Below are 15,616 nucleotides of genomic sequence, written 5' to 3' on the forward strand. Positions count from 1 at the left end.
TCCAGCTTGCTCAAGGCATGACAAGGCGACTCAGGGACCGCGAAGGTCGGAAGGGGCGACGGGAGTCTGAATACGTCGGCGTTCAGATCGACTTACTGGAAAGTAAGGAACGGCCCCGCTTCACCACAAGACCGGGGACACGACAAAATCGACCGACGGCCGAACCCGGCCGTCGCGGCGAGTGGCGTCATGTCGGGAGGATCAGCGTGGCGGGCAGGCTCAGACAGCCCACCGGTCGGTACGGGGGGAGGTCCGCGGCGGAGCGCCGGGCCGAGCGTCGGGACCGGTTCCTCGACGCGGGCCTGCAGCTGTTCGGCGACAGCCCCGGCTTCCGGGCGACCACGATCGCGGGCCTGAGCGAGGCCGCCGGCCTGTCGACCCGTCAGTTCTACGAGGAGTTCACCACGTTGGAGGAGGTGCTGGCCGCCCTGCATCTGCGCGTCAACGACTGGGCCGAGGAGGCCGCGCTCACCGGACTCGCGGCGGCGCAGGGGCAGTCGGTCGCCGAGCGCGCCACGGCGGCGTTCCGCGCCTACGCCGCGAACGTCACGGGCGACCCGCGCCGGCTGCGGATCACCTTCACCGAGATCATCGGCGTCAGCCCCCGCCTGGAGCGCCAACGCCTCGAACGCCGCTCCCGCTGGGTCGACTTCATCTGTGCCGAGGCCACCGCGGCCGCCGAACGCGGCGAGGCCGCCCCCCGCGACTACCGCATCGCCGCCGCGGCCTTCATCGGCAGCGTCAACGGCCTCCTCCACGACTGGCAGGCCGGCTGGGTCGACGCCCCCCTGGACGAGGTGGTCGACGAACTGGTCGGCCTGCTGCTGGGGATACTGCGCCCGGCGGGGTGGAGTCCGGGGGAGGGCTGAGACGGGTGCGGCGGCCGGTCGGCGGCCGAGGGCGGTCGAGGTGGTGGCCGGGAGCGGGGCGGTGACCGCGTTCGGTGGTCCCGGTCCCGGTCCCGGTCGAGGGAGGGGCCGAGCGGGAGGCCGCGTGGTCAGGCGAGCCGGTCCAGGGCCGTCAGGACCGGTCGGACCCCGTCCTCGCCGCGCAGCTCCTGCGCCAGGACGCGTGCGCGACGGGCGTACGACGGGTCGGTGGTCGCGCGTCGCAGGGCGGCCTCCAGCGCGGCGGACGTGAAGCCGCGCAGCGGTACGGCTCCGGGGGACACTCCGAGGGCGACGAGACGGGCCGCCCAGAAGCCCTCGTCGAACTGCACGGGCACCGGCACCGCCGGGACCCCGGCGCGCAGGCCCGCCGCCGTGGTGCCCGCGCCCGCGTGGTGGACGACGGCCGCCATCCTCGGGAAGAGCAGGGAGTGGGGCGCCTCGCCCACCGTGAACATGTCCTCGCCCTCGCCCCGCAGTTCACCCCAGCCCCGTTGGACGACCCCGCGCAGCCCGGCCGCCCGCAGGGCACGGACGATCTCGCCGCTCATCCGCCCGGCATCGGGCACGGTCGCGCTGCCCAGGCCCACGAAGACCGGGGGCGGTCCGGCGTCGAGGAAGTCGAGCAGCGCCGCGGGCAGCCGGTCCTCGCGGTCGTACGGCCACCAGTAGCCGGTGACGTCGTGCCCGGCCCGCCAGTCGCCGGGGCGGGGCACCACCCGGGGGCTGAAGCCGTGGAGGACCGGCCCCTCACCGCCGCTTCGCGCACCCACCCGGCCGACGGGCGGGAGCCCGTACTCCGTGCGCAGCCGCCGCACCTCCTCCTTGAAGATCCACTCGACGGCCGCGTTCACCGCGTGCCCGGCCATCCGGTTGCCGACCGGGCCCCAGGACCGGACCCCGGTCATCGGCGGGGCGAACTCCCGCGTCGGCGCGAGGGGTTGCAGGTTCACGCCCAGGCTCGGGAGCGACAGCCCCCGGCCGATGGCGTGACCGAGCGGCGCGACCGTGCCGGCCAGCAGCAGGACGTCACCTGCCCGGGCGGCGGCCACCAGTTCACCGGCCATCCGCCCCACCAGGCTCCGCGCCATCTCCGCCGCCCGGTACAGCTTCCCCGCTCCGGTGGAACTCCGGTGCAGTCCCCGGCCGCGCTCCGACTCCAGCTCCGCCCGGGGATCCACGGGGAGGGCGTGGAAGGCGACTCCCGAGCCCGCCACCAGCGGCTCGAACCGGGCGTGCGTCACCAGCGTGACCTCGTGCCCGGCCCGCACCAGCCCGTGCCCCAGCCCGGTGTACGGGGCCACGTCACCCCGGGAACCCGCTGTCATGATCGCTACACGCACGCCCGCCAGTATCGCGTCGCCGCGCAAACCCCGGCAGCGGAACGCACCGCGATGACCCGAAAGAGCCGCTGTCCGAAACCGCCCGCGAGGGAGGGGCTACTCGTCCCAGGCCTGGACCATGGTGTGGTCGATGATCTTGCCGTCGCGCAGGGAGATCATCGAACTGGCCCAGACCCGCACCCCGTCGGGGTACTCGCAGGACTCGGTGAGGGCGACCTGATCGCCCTGGACCAGGCACTGCTCGACCTTGTGGGTCATCTCCCGGCTGCAGACGTCGTCGTACATCGCGGCGATCGCGTCCCGGCCGTGCATCACCTTGGGGTGGCTGGGCTGGGTGTTGCGGTCCACGACCCGTATCTCGGCGTCGTCCGCGTAGAGCGACGTCAGCGTCGCCGCGTTCGCTTCCTCAGTGCCCCGGCGCAGCGCTTCGACATCGAAGGCGGGGCTCGTCGAGGTGCCCATGGCTGACCTCCTTCGAAGGCCGGGGCCCGGCAGGAGGCAGCGGGCCGCTCAGGCCTCTCCTGCCAGGCTCCTCCGCCGGGCCGCGCCCGGCAAGCGCGGTGGCGGACATGCGCCTCACGGGTGAGCGGCCGTGACCGACCGGGGCCGGCACCCGTTGCTGAGGGCATGATCTCAACTCGACGTGTCGTCGCCGCCGTGGGTCTCGCCATCGGTGTCACGGGCCTGGCCGCACCGATGGCGAACGCGGACGCGACGGCGGACGCCACCCGCATCAACCCGATGTCCACGCTGGACTCGCTCGCCGTCAGCGACCTCCCCGCGGAGCGGAAGGAGAGCCTTCCGCGTCCCTCGCAGCAACTCAGGAGCCTCGACCAGGTCCACGAGCTGAACCGCCTGAACGAGCTGCACCAGGTCACCGACCTGGCCGCGCCCGCCCTCGGTCTGCTGGGCGCCGTGCAGTAGCGAAGCCGGCCGGACGGCCGAGAGCCCCGCCGCTGACAGTGCGGTGGGGCTCTTGACATTCTCCGGGAGTCGGGCAGAGCATCACGGAACAGTAACGTAATTGAATTTCGCACTACGATCGTTCGCGAGCGATCATGCTCGATCACGTACCGTCGTCGCTACGTACCCGAGGAAGCAGCATCATGGCCCTGACCCGTGACCTTCTGATCGGCGGCAAGGACGTGCCTGCCGCGTCCGGCCGCACCGCCGAGGACCTCGACCCGTTCACGGGGGAGGTGTACGCGACGGTCGCGGCGGCCGGGCCGGAGGATGTGGCCCGGGCGGTGGAGGCGGCCGACGCGGCGTTCGAGGAGTGGGCCGCGCTGGCCCCGTTCGCCCGGCGGGCGATCTTCCACAAGGCCGCCGACCTGCTGGAGGGCCGCAGCGAGCAGATCGCCGACATCATGGCCCGCGAGGTGGGCGGCACCCGGCCGTGGGCGTACTTCAACGTGGCGCTGGCGGCGAACATGCTGCGTGAGGCGGCGGCCGCGGTCACCGCTCCGCGGGGTGAGGTCCTGGCCACGCAGAAGGAGGGCGCGCTGAGCCTGGCGGTGCGCGAGCCGCTGGGCGTGGTGGCGGCGTTCGCGCCGTGGAACGCGCCGGTCATCCTCGGTGTCCGGGCCGTGGCGGCGCCGCTGGCCGCCGGCAACACCGTCGTCGTCAAGCCCAGCGAGGACGCGCCGATCGCCTGCGGACTGCTGGTCGCGGACGTGCTGCGGGAGGCCGGGCTGCCCGACGGTGTCCTCAACGTGGTCACCAACGCGCCCGAGGACGCGGCGGAGATCGCCGAGGCGCTGATCTCCGATCCGCGGGTGCGCGCGGTGAACTTCACCGGCTCCACCGGCGTGGGGCGGATCATCGGTGAGCACGCGGCCCGTCACCTCAAGCCCGCCGTGCTGGAGCTGGGCGGGAAGAACTCCGTGATCGTGCTCGGGGACGCCGATGTGGACTACGCCGTCGACGCGGTCACCTTCAGTGTCTTCATGAACGCCGGACAGATCTGCATGTGCGGTGACCGGATCCTGGTGCACGAGTCGCTGGCGGAGGAGTTCACGCGGAAGTTCACCGCCAAGGTCGCCTCCCTGCAGGCCGGTGACCCCAGCCACCCGCACACCGTGGTCGGCCCGCTGGTCAGTGCCGCTGCCGCCGGGCGGATCGCCACCCTGGTCGAGGACGCGGTCGCCAAGGGCGCCACGGTCCTGACCGGGGGCGGGCGGCCGGAGGGTGCGGTGCACCCGGCGACCGTGCTCGCCGGGGTCTCCCCGGACGCCGACCTGTACCACCAGGAGTCCTTCGGTCCGCTGTGCGTGGTGCAGACGTTCACCGACGACGAGGAGGCCGTGGCCGCCGCGAACGACACCGACAACGGCCTGAGCTGCGGCATCATCACCGAGAGCGCCACCCACGGCCTGGCCGTCGCCCGCCGGATCCGTACCGGCATCGTGCACGTCAACGACCAGTCCGTGGCCGACGAGCCGATGGTCCCCTTCGGCGGCGTGAAGGCCTCCGGCTACGGCCGCTTCGGCGGCCGCTGGGGCATCGAGGCCTTCTCCAACACCCGCTGGGTCACCATCGCCACCCAGCACTCCCACTTCCCCTTCTGACCGACCGGGAGGGCTCTCGGCGCGCCGGTCTAACCGGCCGTCGCGAGGAACTGCGTGGCCGCCAGCTCCGCGTACAGCGGGTCGGCGGCCACGAGTTCGCGATGGGTACCGACCGCGCGGACCCGGCCCGCGTCCATCACGACGATGCGGTCGGCCGCCGTCACCGTCGACAGCCGGTGGGCGACGACCAGCACCGTCGTCGTCCGGGCCACGTCGGCGACCGTGTCGCGCAGCGCCGCCTCGTTCACCGCGTCCAGCTGACTCGTCGCCTCGTCGAGCAGCAGCAGACGGGGGCGGCGCAGCAGGGCGCGGGCGATGGCCACCCGCTGGCGTTCGCCGCCGGACAGCTTGGTGCCCCGGTGACCGACCAGGGTCTCAAGGCCCTGCGGCAGCTTGGCCACCAGGCCGTCCAGCCGGGTCGTCTTCAGCACCCGCGTGAGTTCGCCCTCGCCGGCGTCCGGGTTGCCGAGGAGCAGGTTGTCGCGCAGGCTCCCGGACAGCACGGGAGCGTCCTGCTCGACGTAGCCGATCGCGGACCGCAGCCGGGTCAGCTCCCACTCGGCGACATCGCGGCCGTCGACCGTGACGAGGCCCGCCTCGGGGTCGTAGAACCGCTCGATGAGCGAGAAGACCGTCGTCTTGCCGGCACCCGAGGGGCCCACGAACGCCGTCATGCCCCGCGCCGGGACCTCGAAGGTCACCCCGTGGTGGACGTACGGCAGATCGTCGGCGTAGCGGAAGCGGACCTCGTCGAAGGCGAGCGCGGCGGGTGCCGCGTCGGCGGACGGCAGCGGAGCCGGTTCGGCGGCCGGTTCCGCGGGCAGCCGCAGCGCCTCCTGGATGCGGGAGAGCGCGGCGGCACCGGTCTGGTACTGGGTGACCGCTCCCACGACCTGCTGTATCGGCGACATCAGATAGAAGACGTACAGCAGGAACGCCACCAGGGTGCCCACGTCGATCGCGCCGGTCGCGACCCGGGCGCCGCCCACCGCCAGCACCGTGATGAAGGCGATCTGCATGGCGAGCCCCGCCGTGTTCCCGGCGGCGGCCGACCACTTGGCGGCCCGGACGCTCTGGCGCCACGACTCCTCGGCCGCCGCGTGGATCGTCTCCTCCTCGCGGTGCTCGGCACCCGACGCCTTCACCGTGCGCAGCGCGCCGAGGATCCGCTCCAGGGAGGCGCCCATGGCACCGACCGCGTCCTGCGCGGCCCTGCTCGCCCGGTTGATACGCGGCACGATCACCCCGAACACGACGCCCGCGCCCACGATCACGCCCAGCGTCACGGCCAGCAGCACCGGGTCCACCAGACCCATCAGCACCACCGTCGCGACCAGGGTGAGCCCGCCGGTGCCGAGGCCCACCAGGGTGTCGGTGGTGACCTCGCGCAGCAGGGTGGTGTCGGAGGTGATCCGGGCCATCAGGTCGCCCGGCTCGCTGCGGTCCACCGCAGTGATCCGCAGCCGCAGCAGATACGAGGACAGGGCGCGCCGCGCGCCGAGCACCACCGACTCGGCGGTGCGCCGCAGCACGTACGAACCCACCGCGCCCACCGCCGCGTTGGTGACCACCAGGACGGACATCAGCACCAGGGCCCAGGTGATGGTCCGGTCGTGCGAGAGATCGTCGATCAGCTCGCGGGCCACCAGCGGCAGCGCGAGCCCGGTGGCGCCGGTCACGAGGGACAGCAGCGCGCCCAGCAACAGTGCCCAACGGTGGGGTCGTACATAGCCGAGCAGCAGCCGCCAGGTGGGCGGCTGCCGTTCGGCCGTGGTCTCAGGGGTGCTCACGAGGCTCCTCGGCAGATCGGTCGGGGAGTGGGGACCGGGGCGCGGAGCTTCACCCTACGTCGGGGCCGCGCGACACCGGGAACGACTTTCGACCGCGAACGAACCCCACCGCAGGCGGTACCGGCTGGTCACTCCGTAGGGTGACCGTGGGCGGGCGACCGCCCGATCTCGGATCGACGGAAGGGTTCACCATGGCGCAGCAAGTACGCGGCGTGATCGCACCGGGCAGGAACGAGCCGGTGCGGATCGAGACGATCGTCGTGCCCGACCCGGGGCCGGGGGAGGCCGTGGTGAAGGTGCAGGCGTGCGGGGTGTGCCACACCGACCTGCACTACAAGCAGGGCGGCATCAGTGACGACTTCCCCTTCCTCCTCGGGCATGAGGCCGCCGGTGTGGTGGAGTCGGTCGGCGCGGGGGTCACGGATGTCGTTCCCGGGGACTTCGTGATTCTCAACTGGCGTGCGGTGTGCGGGAGTTGTCGGGCCTGTCGGCGCGGGCGTCCCTGGTACTGCTTCAACACCCACAACGCCACCCAGAGGATGACCCTGCTCGACGGTACCGAGCTGTCCCCGGCGCTGGGTATCGGGGCGTTCGCGGAGAAGACGCTGGTCGCCGCCGGTCAGTGCACCAAGGTCGATCCGGCCGCCGCTCCGGCGGTGGCGGGTCTGCTGGGCTGTGGGGTGATGGCGGGCATCGGCGCGGCGATCAACACGGGCAACGTGGGCCGGGGTGACACGGTCGCCGTGATCGGCTGCGGCGGTGTCGGGGACGCGGCCATCGCCGGGTCCCGGCTGGCGGGTGCCGAGAAGATCATCGCGGTCGACATCGACGACCGGAAGCTCACCACCGCCAAGGGCATCGGTGCCACGCACACGGTCAACTCCAAGGACACCGACCCCGTCGAGGCGATCCGTGAGCTGACCGGCGGCTTCGGCGCCGACGTCGTCATCGAGGCGGTGGGCCGCCCGGAGACGTACAAGCAGGCGTTCTACGCCCGTGACCTGGCCGGCACGGTCGTCCTGGTCGGCGTCCCCACCCCGGAGATGAAGCTCGAACTCCCCCTCCTCGACGTCTTCGGCCGCGGTGGCGCCCTGAAGTCCTCCTGGTACGGCGACTGCCTGCCCGACCGAGACTTCCCCATGCTGATCAACCTGTATCTGCAGGGGCGCCTGGACCTGGAGGCGTTCGTCACCGAGACCATCGCGCTCGACGACGTGGAGAAGGCCTTCGAGCGGATGCACGCCGGCGACGTCCTTCGCTCGGTGGTGACGCTCTGATGGCCGCCCGCATCGAACACCTCGTCACCTCAGGGACGTTCAGCCTCGACGGCGGCACCTGGGACGTCGACAACAACGTCTGGCTCGTCGGCGACGACCACGAGGTCGTCGTCATCGACGCCGCCCACGACGCCGACGCGATCGCCGAGGCCGTGGGCGACCGCAGGCTGGCGGCCATCGTCTGCACCCACGCCCACAACGACCACATCGACGCGGCCCCCGCCCTCGCCGAGCGCACCGGCGCGCCGATCTGGCTCCACCCGGACGATCTGCCGCTGTGGAAGCAGACCCACCCCGACCGGCTCCCCGACCACTGGCTGGCCGACGGGCAGGTCATCGAGGCCGCCGGCGCCGACCTGACCGTCCTGCACACCCCCGGCCACGCCCCGGGCGCCGTCTGCCTCTACGACCCGGGCCTCGGCACGGTCTTCACCGGCGACACCCTCTTCCACGGCGGCCCCGGCGCCACCGGCCGCTCCTACTCCCACTTCCCGACGATCATCGACTCCATCCGCGACCGCCTCCTCGCCCTCCCGCCCGACACGGTCGTGCGCACCGGGCACGGCGACAGCACCACGATCGGGGCGGAGGCCCCGCATCTCCAGGAGTGGATCGCGCGCGGTCACTGACGACCGTCGGGGGCCCGGCTGCCGAGAAGGCATGGCAGCCGGGCCCCGCCGTGAGCGCGCCTGACGGCCACGGAAAACCCGACAGAAGATGTCCGGCTTCCACGACACCCTCGTGTCGAGGACGCCGGAACACCCCCGGCGTCGGCCAAGGTGGCACGTACACACGGGAGGTCGGACATGTCGAAGCCGCTGGACGGCAAGGTCGCACTGGTCGCGGGGGCCACGCGCGGAGCGGGCCGGGGGATCGCCGTCGAACTGGGGGCGGCCGGAGCGACGGTCTATGTGACAGGGCGCTCCACGCGGGAGCGGCGCTCCGAGTACGACCGCCCGGAGACCCTGGAGGACACCGCCGACCTGGTCACCGAGGCGGGCGGCCACGGCATCGCCGTCCCCACCGACCATCTCGAACCGGACCAGGTCCGGACCCTCGTCGACCGGATCACCGAGGAGCAGGGCCGGCTGGACGTCCTCGTCAACGACATCTGGGGCGGCGAGAAGCTCTTCGAATGGGAGAGCCCGGTCTGGGAGCACGACCTCGACAACGGTCTGCGGCTGCTGCGCCTCGCCGTCGAGACCCACGCCATCACCAACCACTTCGCCCTGCCGCTGCTGCTGCGCCACCCCGGCGGCCTGGTCGTGGAGATGACCGACGGCACGGCCGAGTACAACGGCGCCAACTACCGCGCCACCTTCTTCTACGACCTCGCCAAGTCCTCCGTCCTGCGCATGGCGTTCGCCCTCGGCCACGAACTGGGGCCGCGCGGTGCCACCGCCGTGGCCCTCACCCCCGGCTGGCTGCGCTCGGAGATGATGCTCGACGGGTACGGCGTCACCGAGGAGACGTGGCGCGACGCCCTCGAACGCGTCCCCCACTTCGCCATCTCCGAGACCCCCCGCTTCGTCGGCCGGGCCGTCGCCGCGCTCGCCGCCGACCCGGAGGTCGCCCGCTTCAACGGGCAGTCCCACTCCAGCGGCTCCCTCGCCCGGATCTACGGCTTCACCGACCTCGACGGCAGCCGGCCGGACGCCTGGCGCTACCTCGTCGAGGTCCAGGACGCGGGCAAGCCGGCCGACACGACCGGCTACCGCTGAACCGTGCTCACGTGCGCGGCGCCGGTGGTGGGGCGGACGGAGGCGTACTCCCCGTGAGCCCCGCCGCCGGCGCGGGCGGCAGTTGCCAGCGCGCGGCGTGGCCCGGCGGCAGCGCCAGGTCCTCGCGTACGGCGGTGTAGTAGGCGTCCCGCCCGGCGCGCTGCCGCTCCAGCAGCGCCTGCCAGGTCGCCGGGTCATGGGTCCCGGCGCGCAGGAACTCCTCCATCCGCATCACCGTGACGACCCAGGCGCGGGCCTTCTCCACCACCTCCGGGCTGCCGAGGAGCAGCAGCGCCTCACCGGAGGGGTCCCGGGCGGCCGTCGCCTCCGCCATGAGGGGCGCGGCCTCCTCCGGCGACAGCGGGTGGGGGTGCGGGTCGTTGCCGAGATGGGAGGCGACCCGGTAGGTCAGCGTGATCGACTGCTTGACGGCCCGCGCCCAGTCGGCGTACACGGCGAGCCGCCGCTCCTCCCAGCGGCTCTCCCGCTCGCGCCGGAACCGCACCTGCTCGCCCCGCATCACCACCAGATAGGAACCGAACGCACCGATCACCACACCGAGCAGGGCCGGGAGTTGCTGGACAAAACTCGACATGCGCAGACGTTATCCGGGACGGAGACCGTGGCGCAGGCTCACCCCATCGCCGCGACGATCCCGTCCCAGAACCGTGCCCGTGCCTCCAGCGCCGCCGTCGCCGTCTCCACCGCCTCCTCCCACCGGCGGTCCTCCTCTCCGCACAGCTCCGCCACCATGGCCATCGCCATCGGTGTGTGCTCCTCCCCGTCCACCTCGATGTGCCGTGCGAGGTAGTCGCAGAACAACGGGAACCGCTCCGTGCCCTCCTTCTCGATCACCTGGTCGAACATGTCCGGGATCAGGTCCTCCCGGGAGAACGCGAAGGCGGCGGCCCGGCAGTGCAGCGGCCGTTCCTCGACGATCTCGAAGGTCGTGCGGACGAACTCGGCGGCGGGGTCCGGTACTCGGGCGACCCGCAGGGCGGCGGACACGGCGTGGCCCTCGCCGACGAGCCCGAGGAAGGTGTCGAGGCGGGAGGTGTCCGCGCCGGCTTCGGCCATGCCCGCGCGGTACAGCTCGAAGTGGCTGGTGAACCCGCCGTTCAGCGCGTCGCTCTCCTCGGCCAGCACGATGTCGTTGACGAGCCGTCGGCCGACCGGGGACCCGCGCGGGACCCAGGGAACCTCCACACAGGTCAGGTCCCGCTGGAGGGACGTGAGCAGGGACATGAAGTCCCACACCGCGAAGACATGGTGCTCCATGAACACCGCCATATCGGCGCGGCTGTCGATGCGCCGATAGATCGGGTGCGCGGTGACTTCCTTCCGTACGGGTTCGACCGCGGCGCGCGCCCGGTCGATTCCGTCGTGGTTCACATCCCAGTCGTACCTGGACATGACTCTCCTTCGTTCTCCTGCAATTCCCCCCGAGCCTTTCGGTGATGGTGCTCCTTTTCCGGCAGGCCGGGCAAGCGCTTCCGGGAATTGCCGAAAAGTTACCCCGGCGTACTCGCCCACAGAAGACCTCAAGGCATCTGAAACACCGTCAAAAATGTACGTTCCGGACAGCCGGAAAAAGTTTGTTGAAGATGTGAACGGGGTCCCCGTTCTCTTCGTATTCGACGGAGTGAGCAGGAATCCCGTTACCGTCACCGTCGCGTACCAGGTGGTGCCGGGGCGCGAGGCCGACTTCCACTCCTGGGGGTGGGCCGCGCTGCGTACGAGTGCGCAGCAGCCGGGTTTTCTGGGGGGTGGCGTACTCGTCGACGGAGAGGCGGAGTGGCATGTGGTCTACCGCTTCGACAGTGAGGACACGGCTCGGACCTGGGAGAACTCCGTGGTCTGGGCTCAGTGGTCGGCTCGTGTCGACGCCCTGGCGCAGGAGACCGGGCGCCGGAGCATCGCGGGGTCCAGGGCCTGGTTCGACTCCCAGACCTCCCGGGCCCCGGCACCTGCCGGCCCCCCGGGGCCACCCCCGAAATGGAAACTCTGGTTGGTGAACATGAGCGCGGTCTTCCCGCCCGTGCTCTTATTCAACCTGCTGATACTTCCCTATCTCAACGACCTGAATCCGCTTTTTCGTACACTTCTGCTGTGTCTGGCCGTTACAGCCATCGTGACCTGGATTCTCATGCCGAGACTCCAGCGATTCCTGAAGAAATGGCTGTATCCGCCGCTGCAGGCGCTGCGCGGCCGGCACAAACGACGGACCGCCTAGGTCCGCGAACGATCAAAGGGGGGTGGGCGGGTGAAGACCCTGCTCATCGACAATTATGACTCGTACACGTACAACCTGTTCCAGCTGATCGCCCAGGTGAACGGCGAGGAACCGGTGGTCGTACTCAACGACGCTCCTGTGGAAAGCATTCCGGAGCTGCGGGAATTCGACAACGTGGTGGTGTCGCCGGGCCCCGGCCATCCCTCGGAACCGCGCGACTTCGGCATCGCCGCCCGGGTGATCGCCGAGGCCGAGATCCCTGTGCTCGGCGTCTGCCTGGGCCATCAGGGCATCGCGGCGGGCGAGCGGGCCACCGTGGAGCCCGCCCCGTGGCCGCGCCACGGGCACCTGTCCACGGTCCGGCACGACGGCCGCGACCTGTTCCGGGGGCTGCCCCAGAACTTCACGGTCGTGCGCTACCACTCGCTGTCCGTGCGCGAGCCGCTGCCGCCGACCCTGGAGGCCACCGCCTGGTCCGAGGACGGCGTCCTGATGGGGCTGCGGCACCGCGAACGGCCGCTGTGGGGCGTGCAGTTCCACCCCGAGTCGATCCTGACCGACCACGGCCAACGTCTGCTGGTCAACTTCCGTGACCTCACGGAGGAACGGGCAGGCAGCCCGCGCACCCACAACACCGCGGTCATCCCCCTCGGCGGCGCGATCCCCCGCCCCCGCAGGGCTCCGGGACCCGCCTACCGGCTGCACACCCGCCGGATCGCCGGCGCGGTCGACGCCGAGGCCGCCTTCACCCGCATGTACGCCGACGCGCCGCACGCGTTCTGGCTGGACAGCTCCCGCGTCGAGCGGGGACTGTCCCGGTTCTCCTTCTTCGGCGACGGCAGCGGTCCACTGGCCGAGGTCGTCCGCTACGACGTCGACAGCGGCCTGTGCGAGATCGAGCGGGACGGGCGGCCCACCCGCCGGGTCCGGGCGAGCGTCTTCGACTACCTGAAGCGGCAGCTGGCGAGCCGCAAGGTCGACGCGACGGGCCTGCCCTTCGACTTCACCGGCGGATACGTCGGCTACTTCGGCTACGAACTCAAGGCCGACACCGGCTCCACCAACCGGCACAGGGCCCAGACCCCGGACGCCGCCTGGCTGTTCGCGGACCGGCTGATCGCGGTGGACCACGAGGAGGGGCACACCTACGCCGTCTGCCTGTCCGAGGACACCCCCACGGCCTCGCGCGAGGCCGGCGACTGGCTCGACACCGCACTGGCCCAGCTGACCTTCGTCGGCTCGGACACCACCGTCCCCCTGCGGTCGGCCGCGGCGCCCTACCCGCGTGCCGCCGAACCCTGGCTCGTCCGCGACCGCGCCACCTACCTCGCCGACATCGACGCCTGCAAGGCCGAGCTGAACGCGGGCACCAGCTACGAGATCTGTCTGACCAACGCCGCCCGGTTACCAGCCCCGTACGACCCCTACGACTTCTACCGGGTGCTGCGCCGCATCAACCCGGCCCCGTACGCCGCCTTCCTCAGGTTCGGCGACCTCGACATCGCGGGCTCGTCGCCCGAGCGGTTCCTGAGGATCACCCGCGACGGCGTCGCCGAGGCCAAGCCCATCAAGGGCACCGCCCCCCGCGGCACCACCCCGGCGGAGGACGAGCGGCTGCGCGAGGAACTGGCGGCCGACCCCAAGACGCGCGCCGAGAACCTGATGATCGTCGACCTGCTCCGCAACGACCTCGGCCGGGTCTCGCGCACCGGCTCGGTGCAGGTCACCCGTCTGATGGCCACCGAGACCTACGCGACGGTGCACCAGCTGGTCTCCACGGTCGAGGGCAGACTGCGCGAGGGCACCGGCGCCGTCGACTGCGTCCGGGCCTGCTTCCCCGGCGGATCGATGACCGGGGCGCCCAAGCTCCGCACGCTGGAGATCATCGACTCGCTGGAGACCGAGGCGCGAGGGGTGTACTCCGGAGCCCTCGGCTACCTCGGGTGCGCCGGCGGCGCCGACCTCAACATCGTCATCCGCACCGCCGTGTTCCAGGGCGGCCGTATGCATCTGGGCGCGGGCGGCGCGATCGTCCTCGACTCCGATCCGGCCGCCGAGTACGACGAGATGCTGCTGAAGACCGCGGCACTGATGCGTGCCCACCGGGAGCACGCCTCCGCCCCGGCCGTCACCGAGGAGCCGACGCGATGACGATCACGACCACAGCGCAGCCCACCCGGCTCCCCGCCGACGCGGGCGCCCCCGGCAACCTCGCGGCGCACCTCGCGGCCCTCGCCGAGCGCCGCGGCTGGACCGGCCGTCCCGCCTTCCACCAGGGCCACCGGGCCTACTCCCACGGCGAGGTGCACGACCTCGCGGCCCGCACCGCCACCGTCCTCACCGACCACGGAGTCCGTCCCGGCGACCGCGTCCTCCTCGCCCTCCCGGACTCCGTCACCTGGGTCACCACCTTCCTCGCCCTGGCCCGCCTGGGCGCGGTCGCGGTCCTGGTGAACCCCGAACTCACCCCGCCGGAACTGCAGTTCATGGCGGAGGACACCGAGGCGGTGCTCTGGGTCACGGGACCGGCACTGGACAACTACATCCCGGCGCCCCGGACCCCGCGCGCGGCCGCGGCGCACACGGCCCGGCCGCAGGGGCCCGACCGGCACCGCCCGGCCCGCGGCGCCACCTCCTCGCCGCCGCGCCTGGGTTCGGACCAGCTGACCGCTCTCAGCGCCACGGCCGTCCCCACCCCGCACGCCCACCCGGTGGACGCCCACGCCCCGCTCTACATCCAGTACACCTCCGGGACCACCGGCCGCCCCAAGGGCGTCGTCCACGTCCACGGCGACCCCCGGACCTACCACGACCTCATCGGCCGCCGGCTCCTGCGCATCACCCCGGACGACGTCACCCTGTCCGTCTCCCGGCTGTACTTCGCCTACGGTTTCGGCAACGCCCTCGTCTTCCCCCTGTTCTCCGGATCCTCCGCCGTCCTCGCCGACCGCCGTCCCACCCCCGCGGCGGTCGACGAACTCGTCGCCCGGCACCGGGTGACCCTCCTGTACTCGGTGCCGTCGGCCTACGCGGCCCTCGTCGCCGACCGGGCGGACGGCCACGAGGACTGCTTCGCCTCGGTGCGCGCGGCGGTGTCGGCCGGCGAGGGCATGCCCGCCGGACTCGGCAAGCAGGTCACCGAACTGCTCGGCGCCCCCGTCCTCGAACAGATCGGCTCCACCGAGGCCGGACACGCCTTCTGCGCGAACAGCTTCGACCACAACCACCCCGGCACCGTCGGCCGCCCCGTCCCCGGCTTCGAGGTCGAACTCCGCGACCGCGCCGGCGCCCAGGTCGCGGACGGCGAGGCGGGCGAACTCTGGGTGCGCGGCCCGACGGTGACCCCCGGCTACCTCAACCGGCCCGAGGAGAACGACCGCACCCTCGTCGGCGGCTGGCTCAACACCCGGGACCGGGCCGTCCGTGAACCCGACGGCACCTACCGGCACCTGGGCCGGGCCGACGACATGGAGATGGTCGGCGGCATCACCGTCTCCCCGCTGGAGGTGGAGGCCCTGCTGCGTACCCACCCCGGGGTCCGGGACATCGCCGTGGCCGCGGTCACCGACGAGCGCGGCGCCAGCCGACTGCGGGCCTTCGTCGTCCCCGTCCCGCCCATCGGGGTGGGGCTGGAGGCCGAACTGATCTGCATGGCCCGCGACCGGCTCGCCGCCTTCAAGGTCCCCCGCAGCGTCAGCTTCGTGCCCACCCTGCCCCGCACCGCGACCGGCAAGCTCCGCCGGCACCTCGTCCGCCAAGGGGCGTGGTGAGCATGGCCGGCACCCTCGTCCCCGCAGA

General features: G+C 72.1%; 14 protein-coding genes. 9 read left to right on the forward strand and 5 right to left on the reverse strand.

The genetic code is table 11. From position 1 onward, the window contains the following. The first annotated feature begins 206 nt into the window (after positions 1-206). On the forward strand, positions 207-869 hold the full coding sequence (locus ACZ6BB_RS35105) for a TetR/AcrR family transcriptional regulator (RefSeq protein ID WP_471619171.1): 663 nt from the start codon (positions 207-209) through the stop codon (positions 867-869). 128 nt (positions 870-997) lie between these two features. On the opposite strand, the gene ACZ6BB_RS35110 is transcribed toward ACZ6BB_RS35105, so the two are convergent. Together ACZ6BB_RS35110 and ACZ6BB_RS35115 are read right to left on the reverse strand one after the other, a co-directional pair. Next, positions 998-2,215, reverse strand: coding sequence for a glycosyltransferase (locus ACZ6BB_RS35110; RefSeq protein WP_471619259.1), 1,218 nt, complete (start codon positions 2,213-2,215; stop codon positions 998-1,000). Between the two features lie 111 nt (positions 2,216-2,326). Continuing rightward, positions 2,327-2,692 carry a nuclear transport factor 2 family protein gene (locus ACZ6BB_RS35115; protein WP_471619172.1) on the reverse strand — a complete coding sequence of 122 codons (366 nt, stop codon included), beginning with the start codon at positions 2,690-2,692 and terminating at the stop codon, positions 2,327-2,329. 165 nt (positions 2,693-2,857) lie between these two features. Here ACZ6BB_RS35115 and ACZ6BB_RS35120 point away from each other — a divergent pair, with 165 nt between their 5' ends. Next, entirely contained in the window at positions 2,858-3,154 is a 297-nt protein-coding gene (locus ACZ6BB_RS35120; protein ID WP_471619173.1) for a hypothetical protein, read from the forward strand. A 182-nt stretch (positions 3,155-3,336) separates the two neighbouring features. Next, complete coding sequence (locus ACZ6BB_RS35125; RefSeq protein ID WP_471619174.1) at positions 3,337-4,797, forward strand: aldehyde dehydrogenase family protein; 1,461 nt, start codon at positions 3,337-3,339, stop codon at positions 4,795-4,797. Positions 4,798-4,826: 29 nt separating this feature from the next. On the opposite strand, the gene ACZ6BB_RS35130 is transcribed toward ACZ6BB_RS35125, so the two are convergent. Beyond that, positions 4,827-6,587 (reverse strand): ABC transporter ATP-binding protein, encoded by a 1,761-nt coding sequence (locus ACZ6BB_RS35130; RefSeq protein ID WP_471619175.1) that lies wholly within the window; start codon positions 6,585-6,587, stop codon positions 4,827-4,829. Positions 6,588-6,778: 191 nt separating this feature from the next. On the opposite strand from ACZ6BB_RS35130, the gene ACZ6BB_RS35135 reads away from it, so the two are divergent. The 3 genes from ACZ6BB_RS35135 to ACZ6BB_RS35145 all read left to right on the forward strand — a co-directional run bounded on the left by ACZ6BB_RS35135 (position 6,779) and on the right by ACZ6BB_RS35145 (position 9,585). Beyond that, on the forward strand, positions 6,779-7,864 hold the full coding sequence (locus ACZ6BB_RS35135; RefSeq protein ID WP_471619176.1) for an S-(hydroxymethyl)mycothiol dehydrogenase: 1,086 nt from the start codon (positions 6,779-6,781) through the stop codon (positions 7,862-7,864). Then, positions 7,864-8,493 (forward strand): MBL fold metallo-hydrolase, encoded by a 630-nt coding sequence (locus ACZ6BB_RS35140; protein ID WP_471619177.1) that lies wholly within the window; start codon positions 7,864-7,866, stop codon positions 8,491-8,493. The genes ACZ6BB_RS35135 and ACZ6BB_RS35140 overlap by 1 nt, the downstream gene beginning before the upstream one ends. Before the next feature lie 177 nt (positions 8,494-8,670). Then, positions 8,671-9,585 carry an SDR family oxidoreductase gene (locus tag ACZ6BB_RS35145; protein WP_471619178.1) on the forward strand — a complete coding sequence of 305 codons (915 nt, stop codon included), beginning with the start codon at positions 8,671-8,673 and terminating at the stop codon, positions 9,583-9,585. Positions 9,586-9,592: 7 nt separating this feature from the next. On the opposite strand, the gene ACZ6BB_RS35150 is transcribed toward ACZ6BB_RS35145, so the two are convergent. Together ACZ6BB_RS35150 and ACZ6BB_RS35155 are read right to left on the reverse strand one after the other, a co-directional pair. Further along, positions 9,593-10,180 (reverse strand): hypothetical protein, encoded by a 588-nt coding sequence (locus ACZ6BB_RS35150; RefSeq protein WP_471619179.1) that lies wholly within the window; start codon positions 10,178-10,180, stop codon positions 9,593-9,595. A gap of 38 nt (positions 10,181-10,218) precedes the next feature. After that, the gene (locus ACZ6BB_RS35155; RefSeq protein ID WP_471619180.1) at positions 10,219-10,998 is read right to left on the reverse strand and encodes a DUF3050 domain-containing protein; all 780 of its coding nucleotides are present in this window, start codon (positions 10,996-10,998) and stop codon (positions 10,219-10,221) included. 154 nt (positions 10,999-11,152) lie between these two features. Here ACZ6BB_RS35155 and ACZ6BB_RS35160 point away from each other — a divergent pair, with 154 nt between their 5' ends. The 3 genes from ACZ6BB_RS35160 to ACZ6BB_RS35170 are packed head-to-tail and all read left to right on the forward strand — an operon-like array spanning position 11,153 to position 15,588. Next, positions 11,153-11,818, forward strand: a complete 666-nt coding sequence (locus ACZ6BB_RS35160; RefSeq protein ID WP_471619181.1) for an antibiotic biosynthesis monooxygenase — start codon at positions 11,153-11,155, stop codon at positions 11,816-11,818. A 30-nt stretch (positions 11,819-11,848) separates the two neighbouring features. Further along, positions 11,849-13,969 carry an aminodeoxychorismate synthase component I gene (gene pabB, locus ACZ6BB_RS35165; RefSeq protein WP_471619182.1) on the forward strand — a complete coding sequence of 707 codons (2,121 nt, stop codon included), beginning with the start codon at positions 11,849-11,851 and terminating at the stop codon, positions 13,967-13,969. Further along, on the forward strand, positions 13,966-15,588 hold the full coding sequence (locus tag ACZ6BB_RS35170; RefSeq protein WP_471619183.1) for a benzoate-CoA ligase family protein: 1,623 nt from the start codon (positions 13,966-13,968) through the stop codon (positions 15,586-15,588). The genes pabB and ACZ6BB_RS35170 overlap by 4 nt, the downstream gene beginning before the upstream one ends. The last annotated feature ends 28 nt before the right edge of the window (positions 15,589-15,616 follow it).

The sequence above is a fragment of the Streptomyces sp. NPDC041108 genome (assembly GCF_055592645.1).

Bases quoted from the DNA above. Each gene is read 5' to 3' on its own strand.
- ACZ6BB_RS35140 (WP_471619177.1), top strand. From the start codon at position 7,864: ATGGCCGCCCGCATCGAACACCTCGTCACCTCAGGGACGTTCAGCCTC.
- ACZ6BB_RS35170 (WP_471619183.1), top strand. From the start codon at position 13,966: ATGACGATCACGACCACAGCGCAGCCCACCCGGCTCCCCGCCGACGCG.
- ACZ6BB_RS35135 (WP_471619176.1), top strand. From the start codon at position 6,779: ATGGCGCAGCAAGTACGCGGCGTGATCGCACCGGGCAGGAACGAGCCG.
- ACZ6BB_RS35115 (WP_471619172.1), bottom strand. From the start codon at position 2,692: ATGGGCACCTCGACGAGCCCCGCCTTCGATGTCGAAGCGCTGCGCCGG.
- ACZ6BB_RS35160 (WP_471619181.1), top strand. From the start codon at position 11,153: ATGTACGTTCCGGACAGCCGGAAAAAGTTTGTTGAAGATGTGAACGGG.
- ACZ6BB_RS35145 (WP_471619178.1), top strand. From the start codon at position 8,671: ATGTCGAAGCCGCTGGACGGCAAGGTCGCACTGGTCGCGGGGGCCACG.
- ACZ6BB_RS35120 (WP_471619173.1), top strand. From the start codon at position 2,858: ATGATCTCAACTCGACGTGTCGTCGCCGCCGTGGGTCTCGCCATCGGT.
- ACZ6BB_RS35125 (WP_471619174.1), top strand. From the start codon at position 3,337: ATGGCCCTGACCCGTGACCTTCTGATCGGCGGCAAGGACGTGCCTGCC.
- ACZ6BB_RS35155 (WP_471619180.1), bottom strand. From the start codon at position 10,998: ATGTCCAGGTACGACTGGGATGTGAACCACGACGGAATCGACCGGGCG.
- ACZ6BB_RS35150 (WP_471619179.1), bottom strand. From the start codon at position 10,180: ATGTCGAGTTTTGTCCAGCAACTCCCGGCCCTGCTCGGTGTGGTGATC.
- ACZ6BB_RS35110 (WP_471619259.1), bottom strand. From the start codon at position 2,215: ATGACAGCGGGTTCCCGGGGTGACGTGGCCCCGTACACCGGGCTGGGG.